Source organism: Streptomyces sp. MAI_2237 (genome assembly GCF_054189285.1).
The window spans coordinates 2,348,218-2,369,612 of the sequence record NZ_JAJPGQ010000003.1; the positions used below are offsets into that span (position 1 = coordinate 2,348,218).

The following is a 21,395-nucleotide window of genomic DNA, read 5'->3' on the forward strand; positions in this document are numbered from 1 at the left end:
GCCCGTCTAGCTTTCCGTGATCATCAGGGACGCCATCATGCCCTCGTCCTCGTGCTGCAGCAGATGGCAGTGGAGCATGTACATGTAGGTGTCGTCCGCGAAGTCCGTGAACTCCATGGCGATCTCGATGGAGCCGCCGCCGACCACCTCGTAGGTGTCGAACCAGCCGAGGTCCACGCCGGTCGGGTCCTCGCCGTTGACGGAGATCAACTGGTAGGGCACGTCGTGGAGATGGAACGAGTGCTCCAGCTGGGTGCTGTTCTTGATCGTCCAGATCTCCTTGGCGCCCAGCGTGGTGCTGATCATCGCCATGGACGACATGCTCGTCCCCGCCGACCCGTTGATCGTCATGGTGGTGCCGCTCTGGCCGAGTGTGATGGTCCGGGCGGTGAAGTCGCCGGTGTCGTACCGGTCGATGGTGTTGAGGGAGCTCGGCAGGTCGTCCGGGGTGTCGGTGCCCGACGCGGTGATCGCCAGCACGTCGTAGGTGCCGCTGCCGCCGCGCACCCAGCCGGTGGTGACGACGGCCCTGGAGCGTGACCGCGTCCGAGAGGTCCAGCAGGAACTCCGCGCGGGCGCCGGCCACCAGCCGGATGCTGTCCACCTCGGTGGCCGCGGTGAGATAGCCCTGGTCGGTGGCGATCTGCTGCAGCGTGCCGCCGTCGCCGCGCTGGATGGTGATGATGTCCGACGGCGAGGCGTTGAGGCACCGGAAGCGGGTGCGGGTCTTCGTCGCCGTGAACGTCAGGGTGGTGTCGTCTACGTTCGTGCCGTTCAGCAGCAGCGGGAAGCTCAGACCGCTGCTCAGGTAGCCGGTGAGGTTGTACTTCAGGTCGCCACCGCTGTCGCTGGCCAGGCTCTGGAAGATGAGCGGGATGTCGTCGGTGCCGTAGGTGCTGGGCAGGTTCGAGGAGGCGGTGGAGTCGTCCTCCACGATGATCATGCCGGCCAGGCCGTGCACCGCCTGCTTGGCCGTGGTGCCCAGGGCGTGCGGGTGGTACCAGAGGGTCTTGGCGTCGTCCTTGACCGTGAACGTCGGGGACCAGGTCTCCCCGTCGGCGAAGGCGACCTGGGGGCCGCCGTCCGTCTTGGCCGGGACGTGCGCGCCGTGGAAGTGGACGGTGGTGTCCTCGCCCAGGCTGTTGGTGATGTCCAGCAGGACCGTGTCGCCCTTGGTCCACTTCATGGTGGGGCCGAGGAAGGACTGGTTGTAGCCCATCGTGTCGCTGGTGACCCCGGAGAGGACCTCGGCGGTGCCGGTCCTCGCCTCCAGGGTGAACGTGGTGGTGCCACCGGAGGCGGTGCCCTCCAGGAGGTCCGGGACGGTGAGGGTGGTGGTGGCGGTCGCCGCGCTCGCCCTGTTCTTCCCCGCCTCGGTCAGCAGGGAGAAGGCGCCGCCCGCCCCCGCGACCGCCCCGAGTCCCACGCCGGCCATGCCGCCGAGGAACCCGCGCCGGTGCATGCCCTTGCCGCCGGAGGCCCGGCCTGCCTTGGTGTGCCTGGTCTTCTTCGCGCTCGTGCCGCCCGTGCCGCTCGTGCGGCCCTCGGGCTCGGTGATGTCAGCCATGGCCCGGGATGCTCGACCCGGGGTCTGTGCGCGGACTGGGCCGAAGTTGGGAGCCGGCCGCGCGCGCTGTGAACGCGCCGTGAGCGTGAGGCCGCTCAACTCGCCAGTGGAAACTGTCGAGTTGGGGTCTCGCAGGTCACCACCGCCGGGCGGGACGCAACGGACACGCGGCGTACGTCCGCTACCCACAGCATCACGATTTCATCACCGGCCCCGCGCCTGTCCGGCCCGCCGTACAAGTCCTATGTACCGGTCCCAGTCCCAGTACGGCCCCGGGTCGGTGTGGTCCGTCCCCGGCACCTCCACGTGCCCGATGATGTGCTGCCGGTCCACGGGTATGCCGTACCGCCCGCAGATCCCCGCCGTCAGCCGCGCCGAGGAGGCGTACATCGCGTCGGTGAAGGAGGACTTCCGCTCCACGAAGCCCTCGTGCTCGATGCCGACGCTCCGTTCGTTGTACTGCCTGTTGCCCGCGTGGTACGCAACGTCCAGCTCGCGGATCATCTGCGTGATCCGGCCGTCCCGGCGGACGATGTAGTGGGCGGCGGCCTGGTGCGCGGGGTCCTGGAAGACCTTCACCGCGCTCGCGTAACCGCCCTGGGTGACATGGACGACCACCCGGTCTATCGGATAGTCGTCGGGCCGGTCCGCCCGCCGGTAGTTGCCCGGCGAGGCCGCGATCCACCGCGCCCCCCGGAAGTCCACCGCGCCCGCCACCCGCGGCTTCTCCACGCCCGGCAGCCGCCACCACAGGTGCGACAGCTCCTCGCGGGCCAGCGCGGCCGTGCCGACGGCTGCGGCCGCCCCGCCGACGATCAATGCGCGCCGCCCCAGCCGCCGGTCGGCGTCCCCGGACCTCTTCTCCGCCCCCATGTGATCGTCAACGGATACTCGCGGGCTCCGGTTCCCGGACCCCCGTACCCTTGAAGGGCTATGACTGACATCCCGCAGCCCACCCGCCCCCTCCGCGTCCTCGCCGCCATGTCCGGCGGCGTGGACTCCGCCGTCGCCGCCGCCCGCGCCGCCGAGGCCGGCCACGACGTAACCGGCGTCCACCTGGCGCTCTCCGCGAACCCGCAGTCGTTCCGCACGGGCGCGCGTGGCTGCTGCACCATCGAGGACTCCCGCGACGCCCGCCGCGCCGCCGACGTCATCGGCATCCCGTTCTACGTCTGGGACCTCGCCGACCGCTTCCGCGAGGACGTCGTCGAGGACTTCGTCGCCGAGTACGAGGCCGGCCGCACCCCGAACCCGTGCCTGCGCTGCAACGAGAAGATCAAGTTCGCCGCCCTGCTGGACAAGGCGCTGGCCCTGGGCTTCGACGCGGTCTGCACCGGCCACTACGCCAAGGTCGTCGAACTGCCGGACGGCTCCCGCGAACTGCACCGCGCCTCCGACATGGCCAAGGACCAGTCGTACGTCCTCGGCGTGCTCGACGAGAAGCAGCTCGCCCACGCGCTCTTCCCGCTGGGCGACACGGTGACGACCAAGGACGAGATCCGCGCCGAGGCCGAGCGCCGGGGCCTCGCCGTCGCCAAGAAGCCCGACTCGCACGACATCTGCTTCATCGCCGACGGCGACACCCAGGGCTTCCTCGCGAACCGGCTCGGCAAGGCCGAGGGCGACATCGTCGACGAGTCCGGCGCCAAGGTCGGCACCCACGAGGGCGCGTACGGCTTCACCATCGGCCAGCGCAAGGGCCTGCGCATCGGCACCCCCGCCCCCGACGGCAAGCCGCGCTACGTCCTCGACATCTCGCCGGTCGACAACACGGTGACGGTCGGCCCGGCCGCCGCCCTGGACGTCACCGCCCTGACCGCGATCAGGCCCCGCTGGTGCGGCACCGCCCCGTCCGGCCCCGGCACCTACACCTCCCAGCTGCGCGCCCACGGCGGCGAGACCGAGGTCACCGCCGAGCCTGTGGACGGCGAACTGCGGGTGACCTTCACCGAGCCGGTCCGCGGCGTCGCCCCCGGCCAGGCGATCGTCCTCTACGACGGCACGCGCGTCGTCGGCTCGGCGACGATCGCGACGACCACGCGCGCGAGGACGACGACGCCGGTCGCCTGATCCCTCACAGGAACTCCGCCAGCGCCGGCGCGAGGACGTTCGGATCCACCATGTGGGTCTGACCCTCCAGCACCGCATACGTCCCCTGGGGCACGGCTTCGGCCACCGACCGGGCGGCCTCGCGCATCCAGGCGGGGCTCGCGCCGCCCGCCAGCGACAGCACCGGCACCTCGATCCCGGCCAGCAGGGCCTCGGGCACCAGACCGCCGCCCAGCACGGCGTCGTCGTACGCGAGGGTCGGCGCGATCGCCTCCATGCCGGGCCACATGGGGGAGTTCCGGGCACCCTGGATCATCTGCTCGGCCAGCCCGGTCAGCCGCAGGAACAGCTCCACGGCGTCACCGCGCCGGCCCGCGCCGAGCGCCTCGTCGAGGTTCCGGGTGTACTCCGCGCGCTCCTTCGCGCCGCCCTCGTCGACGGCGTACGGCACCTCGTACACGGCGGCCCGGCGCACCGGCAGCCCGCTCGCCGCCGCGTGGAGCACCAGCGCGCCGCCGGAGGAGATGCCGTACAGCGACGCCTCGCCGCCCACCGTGTCGATCAGCGCCGCGAGGTCCTCGACCTCCCGGGCGACCTCGTAGGGCGGCGTGTCGCCGCTCTGCCCGCGCCCGCGGCGGTCGTACCAGACGGTGGTGAAGCGCTTCGCGAGAAGCCCGGCGAGGGGCGCCACGGTGGCGCCCGTCGACATCGCCCCGCTCACGAGGACGACCGCCGGGCCCTCGCCGGCGCGCTGGTACGCGAGGGAGGTGCCGTCGCGCGAAATAGTGTTGTTGTCCATGTCTGTGGAGACTGCCCCACCGGGGCGGAATAATCGCCCTCAGACGCTCACGACACCTCGACTTCGTAGAAGCAGAGGTGATCCTTGATCCGCGCGACCGCCGGCTTGGGATCGGGGTACGACCACACCAGATCGGGCGCGTCCGGCAGCGACCAGTAGGACGCGGTGCCCTTGAACGGGCAGTAGGTGTGGTGCTCGGAGGGCTTCAGCAGGTCCAGCCGAACGTCCTCGGGGGGTAGGTAGTACCGCACCGGACAGCCCGTCTCCCTGAGCACCAGGGGCCGTTCGCTCTCCGCCAGTATCTGATCGCCGTGCACCACGCGCACGCGCCGCTCGCCCTGCTCGATGGTGATCGTGTGTCCTTGGGCCATGGAGAGAGAAGCGCTCGCGGGCCCCCGGTTCTTCCCGCGTACCGTGACCTCATGCGTATCTGTGTCTTCCTCTCCGCCGCCGACCTCGACGACCGCTACACCGGACCCGCGCGCGAGTTCGCGGAACTGCTCGGCAAGGGCGGCCACACGCTCGTGTGGGGCGGCTCGGACGTGGGCCTGATGAAGGTGGTCGCCGACGGCGTGCACGCCGCGGGAGGGCGGCTGTGCGGGGTCTCCGTGGACTTCCTCGCGGCCAAGGCGCGCCAGGGTGCGGACGAGATGGTGATCGCCCGCGACCTCGCCGAGCGCAAGCGGCTGCTGCTGGAGAAGTCCGACGCGGTGGTGATCATGGTCGGCGGTACCGGCACCCTCGACGAGGCCACCGAGATCCTGGAGCTGAAGAAGCACGGCCACACCGAGAAGCCGGTGGTGCTGCTGAACACCGCGGGTTTCTACGACGGCCTCAAGGAGCAGTTCCGCCGCATGGACGACGAGGGCTTCCTGCCGCGCCCGCTGACCGAGCTGGTGTTCTTCGCCGAGGAGCCGGTGGGGGCGCTGGCGTACCTGGAGGAGAGCCAGGGGATCGAGTAGCCGCCCGCGGGTGCGAGCATGGCGGGCATGGCTACACATGTGATCACCGGGGCGGGCTCCGGCATCGGCGCCGCCGTCGCCCGCCGCCTCCACGCACGCGGGGACGAACTCGTGCTGCACGCGCGCGACGCGGGACGCGCGAAGGAGCTGGCGGCCCTGTTCCCCGGCGCGCGGACGCTCGTGGGGGACCTCGCCGATCCGGACAAGCTATCCTGGGCGTTCTCCCACCAGTCGCTCCCGGACCGCGTGGACTCGCTGCTGCACATCGCCGGCGTGGTCGACCTCGGCCCGGTCGGCGACCTCACCCCCAAGTCCTGGCGGCACCAGCTCAACGTCAACCTGATCGCCCCGGCCGAACTGACGCGGCACTTCCTGCCCCAGCTGCGGGCGGCCCGCGGGCACGTGGTGTTCGTCAACTCCGGCGCGGGCCTGGCCGCCCACGCCGACTGGTCCGCGTACGCCGCCTCCAAGCACGGCCTCAAAGCCCTCGCCGACTCGCTGCGCCACGAGGAGCACGCCAACGGCGTCCGCGTCACCTCGGTCTACCCGGGCCGCACCGCGAGCCCCATGCAGGCCAAGGTCCACCAGCAGGAGGGCAAGGAGTACGACCCCGCCCGGTGGATCGACCCCGAGTCGGTCGCCACGGCGATCCTGATGGCGGTCGACCTGCCCGCGGACGCCGAGGTCAACGACCTGACGGTGAGGCCGGGGCGATGACCGCGTCCGACTTCGGTCCGGCCACCGGCATCGGCTCCCTGCCCGGCGGCGACGCCCGGGAGGCCGCCAAGGCCGTCACCGGCACCTTCGAGGACTTCCCGCACCTGCCCGAGCTGCCCGCCCGCGGCCCCGGCGCGGACATGATCGGCCGCACCGCCGGGATGCTCGTCGAGCTGTACGCGCGCGTGGAGCCCAGCGGCTGGCGGCTCGGCGACCGGCCCGGACGCGACACCAAGCGGGCGTGGTCCTGGCTCGGCGAGGACCTCGACGCCCTGGAGGAGTTCACCCAGGGCTACGAGGGCCCGCTGAAGGTGCAGGCGGTGGGCCCCTGGACGCTCGCGGCCAACCTGGAGCTGAGGAACGGCGAGGCGGCCCTCGGCGACCCCGGCGCCTGCCGCGACCTCGCGGCGTCGCTCGCCGAGGGCCTGCGCCAGCACCTGGCCGAGGTCGGCCGGCGCATCCCCGGCGCACGACTCGTCCTCCAGCTCGACGAACCCTCCCTCATCGCCGTGCTGCGCGGCCAGGTGCGCACCGCCAGCGGCTACCGCACCCACCGGGCCCCGGACCGGCAGGTCGTCGAGGCGACCCTCCGCGACGTCCTCGCGGTGCACGGCGAGGGCCCCACCGTGGTCCACTCCTGCGCGCCCGACGTCCCCTTCGCCCTGCTGCGCAGGTCCGGCGCGACGGCGGTCTCCTTCGACTTCTCGCTTCTCACCGAGCGTGACGACGACGTGATCGGCGAGGCGGTGGAAGGGGGTACCCGGCTCTTCGCCGGTGTCGTGCCGGGCACGGACGGCCCATTGTCGGACCCTGCCGGTAGCGTCATGGGTGTCAGGACGTTGTGGCGCAGGCTGGGGCTGCGGCCGGAGCTTCTCGCGGAGGCGGTCACCATCACGCCGTCGTGCGGGCTCGCGGGCGCTTCCCCCGCCTATGCGCGCCGGGCGCTCGCCCACTGCGTCCGGGCGGCGAGATCCCTCGCGGACAACCCAGAGTAACGGGAGGACAACACGGTGGCCGGCGACAAGCAAGCGGAGACGACGGTGCCCGCCGAGGCACGGGAGAAGCACGCGCAGCTCGCTGAGCAGATCGAGGAGCACCGCTTCCGGTACTACGTGAAGGACGCTCCGGTCGTCAGCGACGCGGACTTCGACAAGCTCCTGCGTTCCCTGGAGGCCCTGGAGGACGAGTACCCGGAGCTGCGCACGCCGGACTCGCCGACGCAGAAGGTCGCGGGCGCGTACGCGACCGAGTTCACCTCCGTCGAGCACCGCTCGCGCATGCTCTCCCTGGACAACGCCTTCAACGACGAGGAACTCGCCGCCTGGGCCGACCGCGTCGCCAAGGACGTCGGCGGCTCCGTCTACCACCTGCTGTGCGAGTTGAAGGTCGACGGACTCGCCGTCAACCTCACCTACGAGCACGGCCGCCTCACCCGCGCGGCGACCCGCGGCGACGGCCGGACCGGCGAGGACATCACGCCCAACGTCCGCACGATCGCGGAGATCCCGGACCGTCTCGACGGCGACGAGGTCCCCGACCTCGTGGAGATCCGCGGCGAGGTCTACTTCCCGATGGAGAAGTTCCTCGAACTCAACGAACGGCTTGTCGCCGCCGGTGACAAGCCGTTCGCCAACCCCCGCAACGCGGCGGCCGGTTCGCTGCGCCAGAAGGACCCGCGGGTCACCGCCGGCCGGCCGCTGCACATGGTCGTCCACGGCATCGGCGCCCTGGAGGGCTTCAAGGGCATGAACCGCCTCTCCGAGGCGTACGACCTGCTCAAGACCTGGGGCCTGCCGACCTCCCGGCACAACCGGGTCGTCGACGGCCTCGACGGCGTACGGGAGTTCATCGCCTACTACGGCGAGAACCGGCACTCCGTGGAGCACGAGATCGACGGCGTCGTCGTCAAGCTCGACGAGATCCGCCTCCAGGGCCGCCTGGGCTCCACGGCCCGCGCCCCGCGCTGGGCGATCGCCTACAAGTACGCGCCGGAAGAGGTCAACACCAAGCTCATCGACATCAAGGTGGGCGTCGGCCGCACCGGTCGCGTCACGCCCTACGCCCAGGTGGAGCCGGTCACCGTCGCGGGCAGCGAGGTCGAGTTCGCCACGCTGCACAACCAGGACGTCGTCAAGGCCAAGGGGGTGCTCATCGGCGACACCGTGGTCATCCGCAAGGCCGGTGACGTCATCCCGGAGATCCTCGGGCCGGTCGTCGACCTGCGGGACGGCAGCGAGCGGGAGTTCGTGATGCCGGGCGAGTGCCCGGAGTGCGGCACGCCGCTCAGGCCCATGAAGGAGGGCGACATCGACCTCCGCTGCCCCAACGGGCGTACCTGTCCGGCCCAGTTGCGGGAGCGGGTCTCCTACCTCGCGGGCCGCGAGTGCCTGGACATCGAGCACTTCGGCGACGTGGCCGCCGCCGCGCTCACCCGGCCGCTGGAGCCGGCCGAGCCGCCGCTCGTCGACGAGGGCGACCTCTTCGACCTCACCGTCGAGAAGCTGCTGCCCATCAAGGCCTACGTCCTTGACCCGGACAGCGGCCTGCCCAAGCGGGACCCCAAGACCGGTGAGGAGAAGGTCGTCACGGTCTTCGCCAACCAGAAGGGCGAGCCGAAGAAGAACACCCTGGCGCTGTTGGAGAACATCGAGGCGGCCAAGAGCCGTCCCTTCGCCCGGTTCCTCAACGGCCTCTCCATCCGCCACGTCGGCCCGGTCGCCGCGCAGGCCCTCGCCCGCGAGTTCCGCTCCATCGACCGGATCGAGCAGGCCTCCGAACAGGAGCTGGCGAGCACCGACGGCGTCGGCCCGATCATCGCCGCCGCGCTCAAGGAGTGGTTCGCCGAGGCCTGGCACCGGGAGATCGTCCGCAAGTGGAAGGCCGCCGGAGTCCCGCTGGAGGACGCCTCGTCCACCGAGGACGAGGGCCCCCGCCCCCTGGAGGGTCTCACCGTCGTCGTCACCGGCACCCTGGAGCGCTTCACCCGCGACGGCGCCAAGGAGGCGCTGCAGAGCCGCGGAGCGAAAGTCACCGGTTCCGTCTCGAAGAAGACGTCCTTCGTCGTCGTGGGTGACAATCCTGGTTCGAAGTACGACAAGGCGATGCAGCTCAAGGTGCCTGTGCTCGACGAGGACGGCTTCACCGTCCTGCTGGAACAGGGACCGGAGGCGGCGGCCGAAGTTGCGCTTCCGACAGAGGAGTAGCGGTTGAAGGACACCCGTTCGGCGCATACCAGATGCATACGGGTGGCTGGGGTCATTCGGGCAACCGTCTGCGACCGCTGCCCGTGGAAGCCTTCTGCGGCCTACTGTTGAGATGTGCGCCTGCCGTGCCCAGCTGCGGTCGGGGCATCCCCGTGCTCCTCGTGGGCACGGGGAAGGGTTTTCCAACGCGGCGCCGTGGACGGATGTCGGGCATCGGGCCGCGTGGCGTGGGCACCGCCGGCTGTGAGAGGGACGGGAATGGAACCGACCGAGAGCGCCGCCCCGGACTCACGGCTGCGCCGGCGCCGGGTCACCGGTGCCTGGCTGCCGAGCCGGTGGACCGGGCGGCCGTCGGAGCGTCCGGGCGCGGAGGGGCGCGGCACCGGACAGTACACCGTGACGGACGTCCGTGGTGTGCCCCCGCTCACCGCCGGCCGGCCGCCCGCGCAGCCGGACGGCACCGACCCCGAACGGCACCTGTCCTGGCCGGCGCTGCCCGCGGCGGTCGTCTCGGCCGCCGCGTTCGTCCTGGGCGCCGGTTTCTACCGGGCGTTCACCGGCACCCAGGCGCTCTTCCCGTCCGGCACGGTCGGCTGGTCGCTGGCCCTGCTGACCGGCATCATCGTCGGCCACCTGGTGATGCTCGGCCGCTCCCGCTGGTGGGGCGGCACGGGCTCCGGCGCCGCCCTCACCCTCGCCGTCCTGATGCTCTACGGCTGGGTCGCGGCCGGCATGGTCAGCCTCACCGTCGTCGTGCTGGTCGGCATAGCCAGGCGGGGACGCTGGAGGGCCGGCGTACTGCACGGCTCGGTCGACATCCTGGGCATCGGCGCCGGCGCCCTCGTGCTCGGTGTCTTCGGCCGGGTGCCGTCGGTCGAGAAGCCGTGGAACCCGGACACCTGGACGGTCTACACCGCCCCCGAGGTCGTCCTGGTCGCCATCGCCTACCTCCTGGTCACCCGCACCCTGCTGTGGTACCTGCACGCACCGCGCGGCGGATTGCCCACCGTCGCCCGTACCGCCCTGGTCAGACAGGGCCTGGTCGCGATCGCCCTGCTCGGCATCGCCCCGCTGGTGTGCGTCGTCGCCGTCGCCCAGCCGGTGCTGCTGCCGCTGTTCGCCATCCCGCTGATCGCCCTCGACTCCACCCTGTGGATCGCCCGCGCCCGGGCCGAGGAGCAGCTGCGCGACCCGCTGACCGGACTGCCCAACCGGCAGTGGCTGCTGGAGCGGATCTGGACCGCGCTCGACGACGCCGAACGCATAGGCGCCCGCTCGGCCCTGATGCTCATCGACCTCGACCGCTTCCGGTCCGTCAACGACACCCTGGGCCACCTCGCCGGTGACCGGCTGCTGCTGCAGATCGCCGACCGGCTGCGGGTGGCCCTGCCGCGCGGGGCGGAGGCCGCGCGGCTCGGCGGCGACGAGTTCGCCGTTTTACTGCCCGTCGCCGACTCCACGACGTCCGCGACCCGCGTCGCCCGCGGCCTGGTCACCGCGCTCAGCTCCCCGCTCGACCTCGACGGACTCACCCTCGTCCTGGAGGCCAGTGCGGGCGTTGCCGTCTTCCCCGACCACGCCCTGGACGCGGAGGGGCTGCTGCGGCGGGCGGACGTGGCGATGTACCAGGCGAAGCGGGACCGCACCGGCGTCGAGGTGTACGAGTCCAAGCGGGACTCGAACACGCCGGACCGGCTGGGACTGCTGGGCGATCTGCGGCGCGCGCTGGACGCGCACGAGGTGCAGCTGCACTACCAGCCCAAGGTCCGCTTCGACGGGCAGGTCGCGGGGCTCGAGGCCCTGGTCCGGTGGGTGCACCCCGAGCGGGGGAAGGTGCCGCCGGACGAGTTCATAGCGATAGCCGAGTCCTCGGGGCTGATGCCCCATCTCACCGAGTACGTGCTGGAGACGGCGCTCGGGCAGGTGGCCGCGTGGCGCTCGCAGGGCCTGTACGTGCCGGTGGCGGTCAACGTCTCCCCGCGCGACGTGCACACGCCCGGGTTCGCGGGCTCGGTGGCGGCGCGGCTCGCCCGGCACGGGGTGCCCGCGGGAGCGCTGCAGCTGGAGATCACGGAACACGTGCTGCTGGAGGACCCGCAGCGGGCCGCCGACACACTGGCCGGCCTGACCGCGCACGGCGTGAAGATGTCCCTGGACGACTTCGGCACGGGCTACTCGTCCCTGGTCCACCTGCGCCGGCTCCCGGTCAGCGAGCTGAAGATCGACCGGTCGTTCGTGGCGCGGCTGGCCGTCGACACCGAGGACGCCGAGATAGTGCGCTGCACGGTCGACCTCGCCCATTCGCTCGGCCTGCTGGTCGTCGCGGAGGGTGTGGAGGACGACGAGACCTGGGAGCGGCTGCGCGACCTCGGCTGTGACGCCGTACAGGGCTGGCTGGTGGCCGCGGCGATGCCGCCCGAGGAGACCACGGCGTGGCTGCGGGCCCGGGGCTCCCGCGGCTGGCAGCGCCCCCGGGCCGCCCTGCCGGCGGCCGAGTAGCCCCACCGGCCGGCCCGCGCGTCAGAGCGCGGCCGTGAAGTGGCCGATCAGCAGGGCCAGGCGCTGGTCGTGGTCCCGCTCCGGGAGGCGGCCGCTGCGCATCAGCGTGACCAGGCCGTGCAGTCCGGCCCAGTACGTCTCCGTCAGCAGGCCGATGTCCTCGCCCTCCGCCGCGATCGGCTCCACCACCGCGACCAGCTCCGCGAACGCCTCCTGCAGCGGCGCCGGGGCCTCGGGGGTGGCGAACGGCAGGTCCACCGCGTGGGTGAACATCGCGTCGTACAGGGCCGGCCGCCGCCGCCCGAAGGACGCGTACGCCTCGCCCACCGCCGCCAGCGCCTCGCGCGGGCCGTCGGCCGATGTGCGCGCCGCCCGCAGCTCCACCGCGAGGTCGGCGCAGCCCTGCACCGCGACCGCCGCCATGATCGCGTCTTTGCCCTTGAAGTGGCTGTAGAGGACGGGCTGGCTGTACTCGATCTCCGCCGCCAGGCGCCGGGTGGTCACCGCGTCCCAGCCCTCGGCCTCCGCCAGCTCCCGCGCGGCCGTGACGATCAGCCGCTCGCGTTCCGCTCGTTCGCGCTCCCGGCGCGTCTGAATCGACATGCCTGAAATTCTAGCAGTGCTAGCGGTTCTGTCGATGCTCTGCTAGCGTCGATCGTGTTCCTAGCGCTGCTAGAAAAAGGAGAACCGTCATGACCGTGGCCGCCTACACCCTGGCCGTCCTGCTCGACCTGTTCTGCCTGTTCCTCGGCTACCGCTTCCTGTTCCAGCCGGGCCCGGCCGCCGCCGGTTACGGCGTCCCGGCCGACCCCGCGGGCGACGCCGGCGCCTACCTCACGATCAAGGGGTCCAGGGACGGCGCCCTCGGTGTCGTCGGCCTCCTCGTCCTCGCCTTCGCCGGCGCGCACGCCGAGGCCTGGTTCATGGTCGGCGTCGCCCTCATCCCGTTCGGCGACACCCTGATAGTCCTGCGCAACGGCGGCGCGAAGGCCGTGGCGTTCGGGATCCACTTCGCCACCGCGCTCGTTGTACTGATCAGCGCCGGACTGCTCTTCGCGGTCTGACCGCGTCCGCGAACGAGACAACAGGGGGAATCGAGACATGTCGCTGTTCGTGCCGAAGTTCGACGAAACCGTGCTGGTCCGCGACGCGGAGGCCGAAGTGATCGGGGGAGACCCCGTCGCCGTGAGGCTGCTGGCCGACAGCAGTGCCAGCGGCGGCGCGCTGTCCACCGTGCGCGTCACCCTCGCCGAGGGCGCCGACGGAGCCCGCCCGCACACGCACCACCACTCCGCCGAGATGTTCTACCTGCTCGACGGCGCCGCCGAGGTCCTCTCCGGCGAGGACGTCGTCACCGCCGAGCGCGGCGACCTGATCATCGTCCCGCCGGACCGGCCGCATGCCTTCGCCGCCGCTCCCGGCGCCACGGCCGACCTGCTCATCGTCATCACGCCGGGCGTCGAGCGCTTCGAGTACTTCCGCCACCTCCAGCGCATCCGCCTCGGCGAGGCCACGGTGGAGAGCCTCCTGGAGGTCCAGGAGCTCTACGACAACCACTTCCTGAGGAGCGAGGCGTGGGACGCCCGACGGTGACCGCCGAAACCGTTTAACGGCCCGGGGCCCAAGCCCCCTAGGATTGGCCCCAAACCACACACTCTCACCCCAGAGGAACGCTGCATGCCTGGCATCACGCGCGAGGAGGTCGCCCACCTCGCCCGGCTGGCGCGTCTGGAGCTGAAGCCCGAAGAGCTCGAACACTTCGCGGGACAGCTGGACGACATCATCGGCGCGGTCGCCCGCGTCAGTGAGGTCGCCGACCAAGACGTACCGCCGACCTCGCACCCGCTCCCGCTGACGAACGTCATGCGGCCGGACGAGGTCCGTCCCTCGCTCACCCCCGAGCAGGCGCTCTCCGGCGCCCCGGCCCAGGAGCAGCAGCGTTTCAAGGTGCCGCAGATCCTGGGGGAGGACTGATCACGATGACGGACATCATCAAGCTCACCGCCGCCGAGACCGCCGAGAAGATCGCCTCCGGCGAGCTGACGGCCGTCCAGGTCGCCGAGGCCCACCTGGCCCGTATCGAGGCCGTCGACGAGAAGGTGCACGCCTTCCTGCACGTCGACCGCGAGGGCGCCCTCGCCCAGGCGCGCGCCGTGGACGCCAAGCGCGAGCGGGGCGAGAAGCTCGGCCCCCTCGCCGGCGTCCCGCTGGCGCTGAAGGACATCTTCACCACCGAGGGCGTGCCGACGACCGTCGGTTCGAAGATCCTCGAGGGCTGGATCCCGCCGTACGACGCCACCCTCACCCAGCGCCTCAAGGCCGCCGACGTCGTCATCCTCGGCAAGACCAACATGGACGAGTTCGCCATGGGGTCCTCGACGGAGAACAGCGCGTACGGCCCGACCGGCAACCCGTGGGACCTCACCAAGATCCCGGGCGGTTCGGGCGGCGGCTCCTCCGCCGCGCTGGCCGCGCACATGGCGCCGCTGGCCATCGGCACCGACACCGGCGGCTCCATCCGCCAGCCGGCCGCCGTCACCGGCACCGTCGGCGTGAAGCCGACGTACGGCGCCGTCTCCCGCTTCGGCATGGTCGCCTTCTCGTCCTCCCTCGACCAGGGCGGCCCCTGCGCCCGCACGGTCCTGGACGCGGCCCTGCTGCACGAGGTCATCGCCGGGCACGACCCGCTGGACTCCACCTCCATCGACGCCCCGGTCCCGCCGGTCGTCGAGGCCGCCCGCAACGGCAGCGTCGAGGGCATGCGCGTGGGCGTCGTCAAGCAGTTCCGCGGCGAGGGCTACCAGGCCGGTGTCGTCCAGCGCTTCGACGAGTCCGTCGAGCTGCTGAAGGAGCTGGGCGCCGAGATCGTCGAGCTGGACTGCCCGTCCTTCGACCTCGCGCTGTCGGCGTACTACCTGATCGCGCCCTCCGAGTGCTCCTCCAACCTCGCCCGCTTCGACGGCCTGCGCTACGGCCTGCGGACCGGCGACGACGGCACGCACTCCGCCGAGGAGGTCACCTCCCTCACCCGTGAGGAGGGCTTCGGCCCCGAGGTCAAGCGCCGCATCATGCTCGGCACGTACGCGCTGAGCTCCGGCTACTACGACGCCTACTACGGCTCCGCGCAGAAGGTCCGCACGCTCATCACGCGCGACTTCGAGAAGGCCTTCGAGCAGGTCGACGTCATCGTGTCGCCGACCACGCCGACCACCGCCTTCGCGATCGGCGAGCGCGCCGACGACCCGATGGCGATGTACCTGGCCGACCTGTGCACCATCCCGACGAACCTCGCGGGCAACGCGGCGATGTCGCTGCCGTGCGGTCTCGCCCCGGAGGACAACCTCCCCGTCGGTCTGCAGATCATCGCCCCGGCCCTGAAGGACGACCGTCTCTACAAGGTCGGCGCCGCCGTCGAGGCCGCCTTCGTGGAAAGGTGGGGGCACCCGCTCCTGGAGGAGGCTCCGTCGCTGTGAGCAAGCTGTCCAAGGCCAAGGACTTCAAGAAGTCCAAGTCCGGCACGTACCTGTCCATGGCCACCACCGCCTTCGGCGCCGTGGCCGTGGTCAAGCAGATCAAGAAGGCCCGACTGGAGAACGACACGCTGCGGCTGATCGACGCCACCGTCTCCGCCGCCGCGATCGTCACCGGCCTCGCCATCCTGTACCGCGAGCTGAAGCGGCTGGGCGACGACGACGTCCTGCTGGGCTGAGAGGGAACTTTCACCGTGACCACCACGACCGACCTGGTGTCGTACGAGGACGCGCTGGCGTCGTACGACCCCGTCATGGGCCTCGAGGTCCATGTCGAACTCGGCACCAAGACCAAGATGTTCTGCGGGTGTTCCACCGAACTGGGCGCCGAGCCCAACTCGCAGACCTGCCCCACCTGCCTCGGCCTGCCCGGCGCGCTCCCGGTCGTCAACGCGATCGGCATCGAGTCGGCCATCAAGATCGGTCTCGCGCTGAACTGCGAGATCGCCGAGTGGTGCCGCTTCGCCCGGAAGAACTACTTCTATCCGGACATGCCGAAGAACTTCCAGACCTCCCAGTACGACGAGCCGATCGCCTTCAACGGCTACCTCGACGTGCAGCTGGAGGACGGCGAGACCTTCCGTGTGGAGATCGAGCGCGCCCACATGGAGGAGGACACCGGCAAGTCGACCCACGTGGGCGGCGCGACGGGCCGAATCCACGGCGCCTCGCACTCGCTGCTGGACTACAACCGCGCCGGCATCCCGCTCATCGAGATCGTCACCAAGCCGATCGAGGGCGCGGGCGAGCGTGCTCCCGAGGTCGCCCGGGCGTACGTGCGTGAGCTCCGCGAGCTCATCCGGGCGCTCGGCGTCTCCGAGGCCCGCATGGAGATGGGCCAGATGCGCTGCGACGTGAACCTGTCGCTGCGCCCGAACGGCACCGACAAGTTCGGCACCCGCTCGGAGACCAAGAACGTCAACTCGCTGCGGTCGGTGGAGCGCGCCGCCCGCTTCGAGATCCAGCGGCACGCGGCCGTGCTGTCGTCCGGCGGCACGATCGTGCAGGAGACCCGGCACTTCCACGAGGACACGGGGTCCACGACCTCGGGCCGCGTGAAGGAGGAGGCCGAGGACTACCGGTACTTCCCGGAGCCGGACCTGGTACCGGTCGCGCCGTCCCGCGAGTGGGTCGAGGAGATCCGCGCCGGGCTGCCGGAGCTGCCGCTGGCCCGCCGCAACCGGCTGCTCGCAGAGTGGGGCATCTCGGCCACCGACATGCAGGCGATCCTCAACGCCGGTGCGCTGGACCCGATCGTCGCCACGATCGACGCCGGTGCCGACGCCGCGTCCGCCCGCAAGTGGTGGATGGGCGAACTGGCGCGCAGCGCCAACGAGTCGGGCACCTCGCTCGACGAGCTGGCGATCACCCCGGCGCAGGTCGCCCGGGTCACCGAGCTGGTCGCCAAGGGCGACCTGAACGACAAGCTCGCGCGCCAGGTCATCGAGGGCGTCCTCGCGGGCGAGGGCACCCCGGACGAGGTCGTCGACAAGCGCGGTCTGAAGGTCGTCTCCGACGAGGGCGCCCTGACCGCCGCCGTCGAGGAGGCCATCGCCGGCAACCCGGGCATCGCCGACAAGATCCGCGGCGGCAAGGTGGCCGCGGCCGGCGCTCTGGTCGGCGCGGTCATGAAGGCGACCCGCGGACAGGCCGACGCGGCCCGCGTCAAGGAGCTGATCCTGGAGAAGCTGGGCGTCAGCGAGGGCTGAGCGACAGTCAGCTAGGCGGTACGGCCCCGGAGACCTGGTCTCCGGGGCCGTACGGCGTTCTACCTACGGCGTCCCACGACCCGTACGAAGCCCAGCGCGCGGCCCTCGTCGGCGCGCACCATCTCGCCGACCCGGCGGGCCATGGTGCGGTGGAACTCCTCCGGGCTCTCCTCGGCGACCACCTCGCACCACAGCAGCCAGTCCTTCCAGCCGTCCTCGAGCCAGTCGGCCGTCTCCACCTCGACGGCGCCGCTGCGGGTCCAGTGGCGGCGCCACCAGCCGGCGGTGTGGAAGCACCAGAAGTCGGGCTCCCACCACGGCCGCAGATGCTCCGGCGGCTCGGTCCCGGCGATCTCCTCGCGAAGTGCCGGTACCACGACGCCGATCCGCCCGCCGGGCTTCAACAGCCGGGTGAGGGTGGGCAGATAGAGGTCGTCGGTGCCGAAGTACTGGTAGGCGTCGACGGACACGATCGCGTCGAAGCCGCCTTCGGCGAAGGGCAGATCGTGTGCCTCGGTGTGCACGGGCAGCACCCGGTCGGCGAAACCCGCCTCGGTGATGCGGCGGGCGTTGTCGTCGGGCTTCACCCACAGATCGGCGGCGGTGACCTGGGCGTGGAACTCCCTGGCCAGGAAGATCGAGGTCATCGCCCGGCCGCAGCCGAGGTCGAGGACGCGCGCGCAGGGGCGCAGGGCGTCCAGGCCGAGGGCGGGGGCCAGCCACTCCAGCAGCCACAGGGCGTTCGGGCCCATCTGGTTGTCGACGACCCAGCGGGCGTCGTAGCCGTTGCTGCGCGGGTAGCGGGGGTGGGTCAGACGGTCAGACAGGTCGTCGTTCAGGTCGTCGTTCGGGGTCCTGATGTCGGACATCGGTGAACGGGCTCCTTGGGATCTTCGTACGGGAAGTCGATGCGTAGGAGCTCGGTCGGACCTTCAAACAAAGCACCCGCTTCGGTCGTCGGCGAGGGGCCGGGGACGGCTGACCCGCGGAAGCTAGCAGGTGTGACGTTCCCCTCGCAGCCGGTTTCCCGGGCGGACGCGCTACGCTCGCCCGCCATGAGCGGACGAGATGATTCCGAGATACGGGACGTCGAGGACGACATGGACACGGCCTACGACGCCCGCCGGGCCCGCTGGACGGCGGCCGGCACCGGCACGCTGCTGACCCTCGCCGGGCTGGCCGCGTCACTGCTGCGGCTCACCGGTTCCGCCCCCGCCCTGGTGCCCGGCGCCTACGGCTTCGGCGCCGCCGTGTGCGCGCTCGCCTCGGTGCTGGGCTCCCGGGGGCACACCCGGCGGGCGCTGTGGCTGCTGGTCGCCGGTGTGATGGTGATGGCCGTGGGGGATCAATTCGACTAGGTGACAGAGTGTTCGTTACTGTCCTGTGATCTGCCTCCCACTCTTGTGAACAAGGCCACCAAACACGTAAACGATCACATCTGCCTGCAAATATGGAAGTCGCATTGCTCATGTGTTCTTTGCGGGCTGTTCATGTGGTGAACGACTGTTTCACGACTGTTCCCGGTCAAAGATCAACAAATCGCCTCCGGGAGCTCGTTCGTGGCAGCCCTTGCACGCTGGTGTGTCAGGCACCGCCTTGTCGCGGTGCTGCTCTGGCTCCTCGCCTTCGGCGGGGTGAGCGCGGCCGCCGCCGTCGCCGGCTCGGCGTACTCGAACGACTACGAGGCCCCCGGCACCGAGTCGGGCGCCGCCACCAAGCTGCTGCAGCGAGGCTTCCCCGGACTCGGCGGTGACAGCGACACCGTCGTGTGGCACGTGAAGGACGGCACCGTCCGGGCCGCCGACGTCGAGCAGACCATGAACCAGACCCTGGACAGGATCGCGGACCTGCCCGGCGTGGCCTCCGTGAGCAGCCCCTACGACGGCCAGGGCGCCGGCCGGATCAGCTCCGACGGGCACACCGCGTACGCGACGGTCACCTTCGACCAGCGCGCCGAGGACATCAAGAAGTCCGAGGCGGAGGCCGTGGTCCGCACGGCCGAGGCCGCCCGGGCCGACGGACTGCAGGTGGAGCTGGGCGGCAGCGCCGTCGCCCTCACCGAACCGTCCGGCGGGCACGTCGCCGAGGTGGTCGGCGTGGTCGTGGCGGCGGTCGTGCTGTTCCTCGCCTTCGGCTCGCTCGCCGCGTCGGTGCTGCCCATCGCCACCGCCCTGGTCGGCGTCGGCACCGCGTACGCCTCGATCGTGCTGCTCGGGCACGCCATGACCGTCGCCGACTTCGCGCCCATGCTCGGCATGCTGATCGGACTCGGCGTCGGCATCGACTACGCGCTCTTCATCGTCACCAGACACCGGCGCGGACTCAAACGCGGACTGTCGGTCACCGAGGCCGTCACCAACGCCGTGACGACCACCGGACGGGCCGTCGTCTTCGCGGGTGCCACCGTTTGCATCGCCCTGCTGGGGATGCTGATTCTGCGGCTCGGCTTCCTCAACGGCGTCGCGATCGCCGCCTCGCTGACCGTCGTCCTCACGGTCGCCGCCTCCGTCACCCTGCTGCCCGCGCTGCTGTCCCTCATCGGCATGCGCGCCCTGAGCCGTCGCGAGCGGCGGCGGCTGGCAGAGCAGGGACCGCAGCCGGAGCTGCCGACCGGACTCGCCCACCGCTGGTCGGCGTTCGTCGAGCGCCATCCCAAGCTCCTCGGCGTGGTGGCCCTGGCCGTGATGACGGTCCTCGCGCTGCCCACCCTCTCCCTGCACCTGGGCACCTCCGACCAGGGCAACAACCCGAAGTCCGCCACCACCAGGCAGGCCTACGACCTGCTCGCCGAGGGCTTCGGACCGGGCGTCAACGGCCCCCTCACCGTCGTCACCAAGGTGGGCGGCGCCGAGGACCGGCTCGCCCTCGACAACCTCGACGCCACCGTCCGCGACACCAAGGGCGTCGCCTCGGTGACGCCGGTGACGTACGACGGCGCCGGGGACACGGCCTTCTTCACGATCGTGCCGACGTCGGAGCCGCAGTCGCAGAAGACCAGCGACCTCGTCGACCGGCTGCGCACCGAGGTGCTGCCGCGCGCCGAGACCGGCACCGCGCTCGACCTGCACGTCGGTGGCGTGACGGCGTCGTACGACGATTTCGCGGGCGTCATCGTCGGCAAGCTGCCCCTGTTCGTCGGCGTGGTCATCGGCCTCGGCTGCCTGCTCCTGCTGCTCGCCTTCCGGTCCCTCGGGATACCGCTGAAGGCCGCGGCCATGAACGTCGCCGCGGTCGCCGCCGCCTTCGGCATCGTCGTGGCGATCTTCCAGTGGGGCTGGGGCAGCGAACTGCTCGGCCTCGGCCGCGCGGGCCCCATCGAGCCCTTCCTCCCCGTGATCATGGTGTCCGTGCTCTTCGGGCTCTCCATGGACTACCAGGTCTTCCTGGTCAGCCGGATGTACGAGGAGTGGCTGGAGACGGGCGACAACCGGCGGGCCGTGCGCGTCGGCCTCGCCGAGACCAGCCGCGTGATCAACTCCGCCGCGGTCATCATGATCTCGGTCTTCCTGGCCTTCGTCCTCAGCGGCGACCGGGTGATCGCCATGTTCGGCATCGCGCTCGCCTCCGCCGTCGCCCTGGACGCCTTCGTGCTGCGCACCCTGCTGGTGCCCGCCCTCATGCACCTGCTCGGCGGCGCCAACTGGTGGCTGCCCCGCTGGCTGGACGCCCGGCTGCCCCGCATCAGCATCGAGCCGCCCGAGTGCCGTGCCGCCCATGAAAGGCTGGCCGAGGCGACGGACGCCGAGGTGGCGGACGTTCTGGCGGAGGGGGATCAGCGCGATGTACGCGATATCACTGGGTGACGGCGCCGAGCTGCGGCCGCTGGAGCCGTGGCACGCGGAGGAGTTCCTGGCACACCTGGAGCGCGGCCGGGAGTTCATCGGGCGGTTCATCCCGTTCGGCTCGCAGGCCGTCGACCTGCCCTCGGTCCGCGCGACGCTCCAGCGGTACGCCGACATGCGCGCCGCCGACACCGGCTCGTACCACGGCATCTGGCTGGACGGAAAGCTCGTCGGCGGGGTCCTCACCCTGAACTTCGACGCCTCGACCGGCAACACCGAGGTCGGCTGCTGGCTGGAGCCCGCGGCCACCGGGCGCGGCCTGGTCACCCGGGCGATGCGGCTCCTGATCGACTGGGCGGTCGAGGAGCGCGGCATCCACCGCGTCGAATGGGTCGCCGCCTCCGGGAACACCCCCAGCCTGAACGTCGCCCGGCGCCTGGGGATGACCCGCGATGGGGTACGGCGCGAAGCGCACCCCTATCGTGGGGTGCGGCACGACCTGGAGGTGTGGTCGATCCTCGCCCCGGAGTGGCGTCAAGCACGCGCGCGTGCCGCATACGACGATCATTAAGATCCCT

The 21,395-nt window shown here is 71.3% G+C and carries 21 protein-coding genes and 1 pseudogene; 15 read left to right on the top strand and 7 right to left on the bottom strand.

Features of this window, described 5'->3' with window-relative positions; genetic code table 11:
- Positions 1-6: 6 nt before the first annotated feature.
- From LN251_RS21325 to LN251_RS21335, 3 genes and pseudogenes are all read right to left on the bottom strand, one after another.
- Positions 7-507, bottom strand: coding sequence for a multicopper oxidase domain-containing protein (locus LN251_RS21325; protein WP_458246768.1), 501 nt, complete (start codon positions 505-507; stop codon positions 7-9).
- 472 nt (positions 508-979) lie between these two features.
- Positions 980-1,567: pseudogene (locus LN251_RS21330) on the bottom strand (multicopper oxidase domain-containing protein); the annotation flags it as partial.
- Between the two features lie 204 nt (positions 1,568-1,771).
- A complete protein-coding gene (locus LN251_RS21335) occupies positions 1,772-2,440 on the bottom strand; it encodes an N-acetylmuramoyl-L-alanine amidase (RefSeq protein WP_458245783.1) in 669 nt (222 codons plus the stop codon).
- A 60-nt stretch (positions 2,441-2,500) separates the two neighbouring features.
- Between LN251_RS21335 and mnmA the strand changes: the two genes are divergently transcribed.
- Complete coding sequence (gene mnmA, locus LN251_RS21340; protein ID WP_458245784.1) at positions 2,501-3,637, top strand: tRNA 2-thiouridine(34) synthase MnmA; 1,137 nt, start codon at positions 2,501-2,503, stop codon at positions 3,635-3,637.
- A 4-nt stretch (positions 3,638-3,641) separates the two neighbouring features.
- Here mnmA and LN251_RS21345 read toward each other — a convergent pair whose 3' ends face one another.
- Together LN251_RS21345 and LN251_RS21350 are read right to left on the bottom strand one after the other, a co-directional pair.
- Positions 3,642-4,415, bottom strand: coding sequence for an alpha/beta fold hydrolase (locus LN251_RS21345; RefSeq protein WP_458245785.1), 774 nt, complete (start codon positions 4,413-4,415; stop codon positions 3,642-3,644).
- Between the two features lie 47 nt (positions 4,416-4,462).
- Complete coding sequence (locus tag LN251_RS21350; protein WP_458245786.1) at positions 4,463-4,786, bottom strand: DUF427 domain-containing protein; 324 nt, start codon at positions 4,784-4,786, stop codon at positions 4,463-4,465.
- Between the two features lie 51 nt (positions 4,787-4,837).
- Between LN251_RS21350 and LN251_RS21355 the strand changes: the two genes are divergently transcribed.
- From LN251_RS21355 to LN251_RS21375, 5 genes are all read left to right on the top strand, one after another.
- Positions 4,838-5,377 (top strand): LOG family protein, encoded by a 540-nt coding sequence (locus LN251_RS21355; RefSeq protein WP_058923032.1) that lies wholly within the window; start codon positions 4,838-4,840, stop codon positions 5,375-5,377.
- Positions 5,378-5,395: 18 nt separating this feature from the next.
- Positions 5,396-6,094: an SDR family oxidoreductase gene (locus LN251_RS21360; RefSeq protein ID WP_404159335.1), complete on the top strand. Its 699-nt coding sequence runs from the start codon at positions 5,396-5,398 to the stop codon at positions 6,092-6,094.
- Positions 6,091-7,089: a methionine synthase gene (locus LN251_RS21365; protein WP_458245787.1), complete on the top strand. Its 999-nt coding sequence runs from the start codon at positions 6,091-6,093 to the stop codon at positions 7,087-7,089. Before LN251_RS21360 ends, LN251_RS21365 begins: the two co-directional genes overlap by 4 nt.
- Before the next feature lie 15 nt (positions 7,090-7,104).
- Positions 7,105-9,297 carry an NAD-dependent DNA ligase LigA gene (gene ligA / locus LN251_RS21370; RefSeq protein WP_458245788.1) on the top strand — a complete coding sequence of 731 codons (2,193 nt, stop codon included), beginning with the start codon at positions 7,105-7,107 and terminating at the stop codon, positions 9,295-9,297.
- Positions 9,298-9,555: 258 nt separating this feature from the next.
- Positions 9,556-11,796 carry a putative bifunctional diguanylate cyclase/phosphodiesterase gene (locus tag LN251_RS21375; protein ID WP_458245789.1) on the top strand — a complete coding sequence of 747 codons (2,241 nt, stop codon included), beginning with the start codon at positions 9,556-9,558 and terminating at the stop codon, positions 11,794-11,796.
- A 21-nt stretch (positions 11,797-11,817) separates the two neighbouring features.
- On the opposite strand, the gene LN251_RS21380 is transcribed toward LN251_RS21375, so the two are convergent.
- A complete protein-coding gene (locus LN251_RS21380; RefSeq protein WP_458245790.1) occupies positions 11,818-12,399 on the bottom strand; it encodes a TetR/AcrR family transcriptional regulator in 582 nt (193 codons plus the stop codon).
- An 89-nt stretch (positions 12,400-12,488) separates the two neighbouring features.
- On the opposite strand from LN251_RS21380, the gene LN251_RS21385 reads away from it, so the two are divergent.
- The 6 genes from LN251_RS21385 to gatB all read left to right on the top strand — a co-directional run bounded on the left by LN251_RS21385 (position 12,489) and on the right by gatB (position 17,035).
- Positions 12,489-12,860 carry a DUF4267 domain-containing protein gene (locus tag LN251_RS21385; RefSeq protein WP_058923026.1) on the top strand — a complete coding sequence of 124 codons (372 nt, stop codon included), beginning with the start codon at positions 12,489-12,491 and terminating at the stop codon, positions 12,858-12,860.
- Between the two features lie 37 nt (positions 12,861-12,897).
- Positions 12,898-13,389, top strand: coding sequence for a cupin domain-containing protein (locus LN251_RS21390; protein ID WP_458245791.1), 492 nt, complete (start codon positions 12,898-12,900; stop codon positions 13,387-13,389).
- Between the two features lie 84 nt (positions 13,390-13,473).
- Positions 13,474-13,770: an Asp-tRNA(Asn)/Glu-tRNA(Gln) amidotransferase subunit GatC gene (gatC, locus tag LN251_RS21395; RefSeq protein WP_030231941.1), complete on the top strand. Its 297-nt coding sequence runs from the start codon at positions 13,474-13,476 to the stop codon at positions 13,768-13,770.
- Between the two features lie 5 nt (positions 13,771-13,775).
- Positions 13,776-15,269 (top strand): Asp-tRNA(Asn)/Glu-tRNA(Gln) amidotransferase subunit GatA, encoded by a 1,494-nt coding sequence (gatA, locus tag LN251_RS21400; protein WP_458245792.1) that lies wholly within the window; start codon positions 13,776-13,778, stop codon positions 15,267-15,269.
- Positions 15,266-15,505, top strand: a complete 240-nt coding sequence (locus LN251_RS21405) for a hypothetical protein (protein WP_058923023.1) — start codon at positions 15,266-15,268, stop codon at positions 15,503-15,505. The genes gatA and LN251_RS21405 overlap by 4 nt, the downstream gene beginning before the upstream one ends.
- 15 nt (positions 15,506-15,520) lie before the next feature.
- The gene (gene gatB / locus LN251_RS21410) at positions 15,521-17,035 is read left to right on the top strand and encodes an Asp-tRNA(Asn)/Glu-tRNA(Gln) amidotransferase subunit GatB (RefSeq protein WP_458245793.1); all 1,515 of its coding nucleotides are present in this window, start codon (positions 15,521-15,523) and stop codon (positions 17,033-17,035) included.
- Between the two features lie 59 nt (positions 17,036-17,094).
- Here gatB and LN251_RS21415 read toward each other — a convergent pair whose 3' ends face one another.
- Positions 17,095-17,904 carry an SAM-dependent methyltransferase gene (locus LN251_RS21415; RefSeq protein WP_458245794.1) on the bottom strand — a complete coding sequence of 270 codons (810 nt, stop codon included), beginning with the start codon at positions 17,902-17,904 and terminating at the stop codon, positions 17,095-17,097.
- Between the two features lie 186 nt (positions 17,905-18,090).
- On the opposite strand from LN251_RS21415, the gene LN251_RS21420 reads away from it, so the two are divergent.
- The 3 genes from LN251_RS21420 (at position 18,091) to LN251_RS21430 (ending at position 21,388) form a co-directional block, all read left to right on the top strand.
- Positions 18,091-18,393, top strand: coding sequence for a hypothetical protein (locus tag LN251_RS21420; RefSeq protein ID WP_458245795.1), 303 nt, complete (start codon positions 18,091-18,093; stop codon positions 18,391-18,393).
- Between the two features lie 201 nt (positions 18,394-18,594).
- Positions 18,595-20,838, top strand: coding sequence for an MMPL family transporter (locus tag LN251_RS21425; RefSeq protein ID WP_458245796.1), 2,244 nt, complete (start codon positions 18,595-18,597; stop codon positions 20,836-20,838).
- Positions 20,816-21,388, top strand: a complete 573-nt coding sequence (locus LN251_RS21430; RefSeq protein ID WP_458245797.1) for a GNAT family N-acetyltransferase — start codon at positions 20,816-20,818, stop codon at positions 21,386-21,388. Before LN251_RS21425 ends, LN251_RS21430 begins: the two co-directional genes overlap by 23 nt.
- Positions 21,389-21,395: the final 7 nt, after the last annotated feature.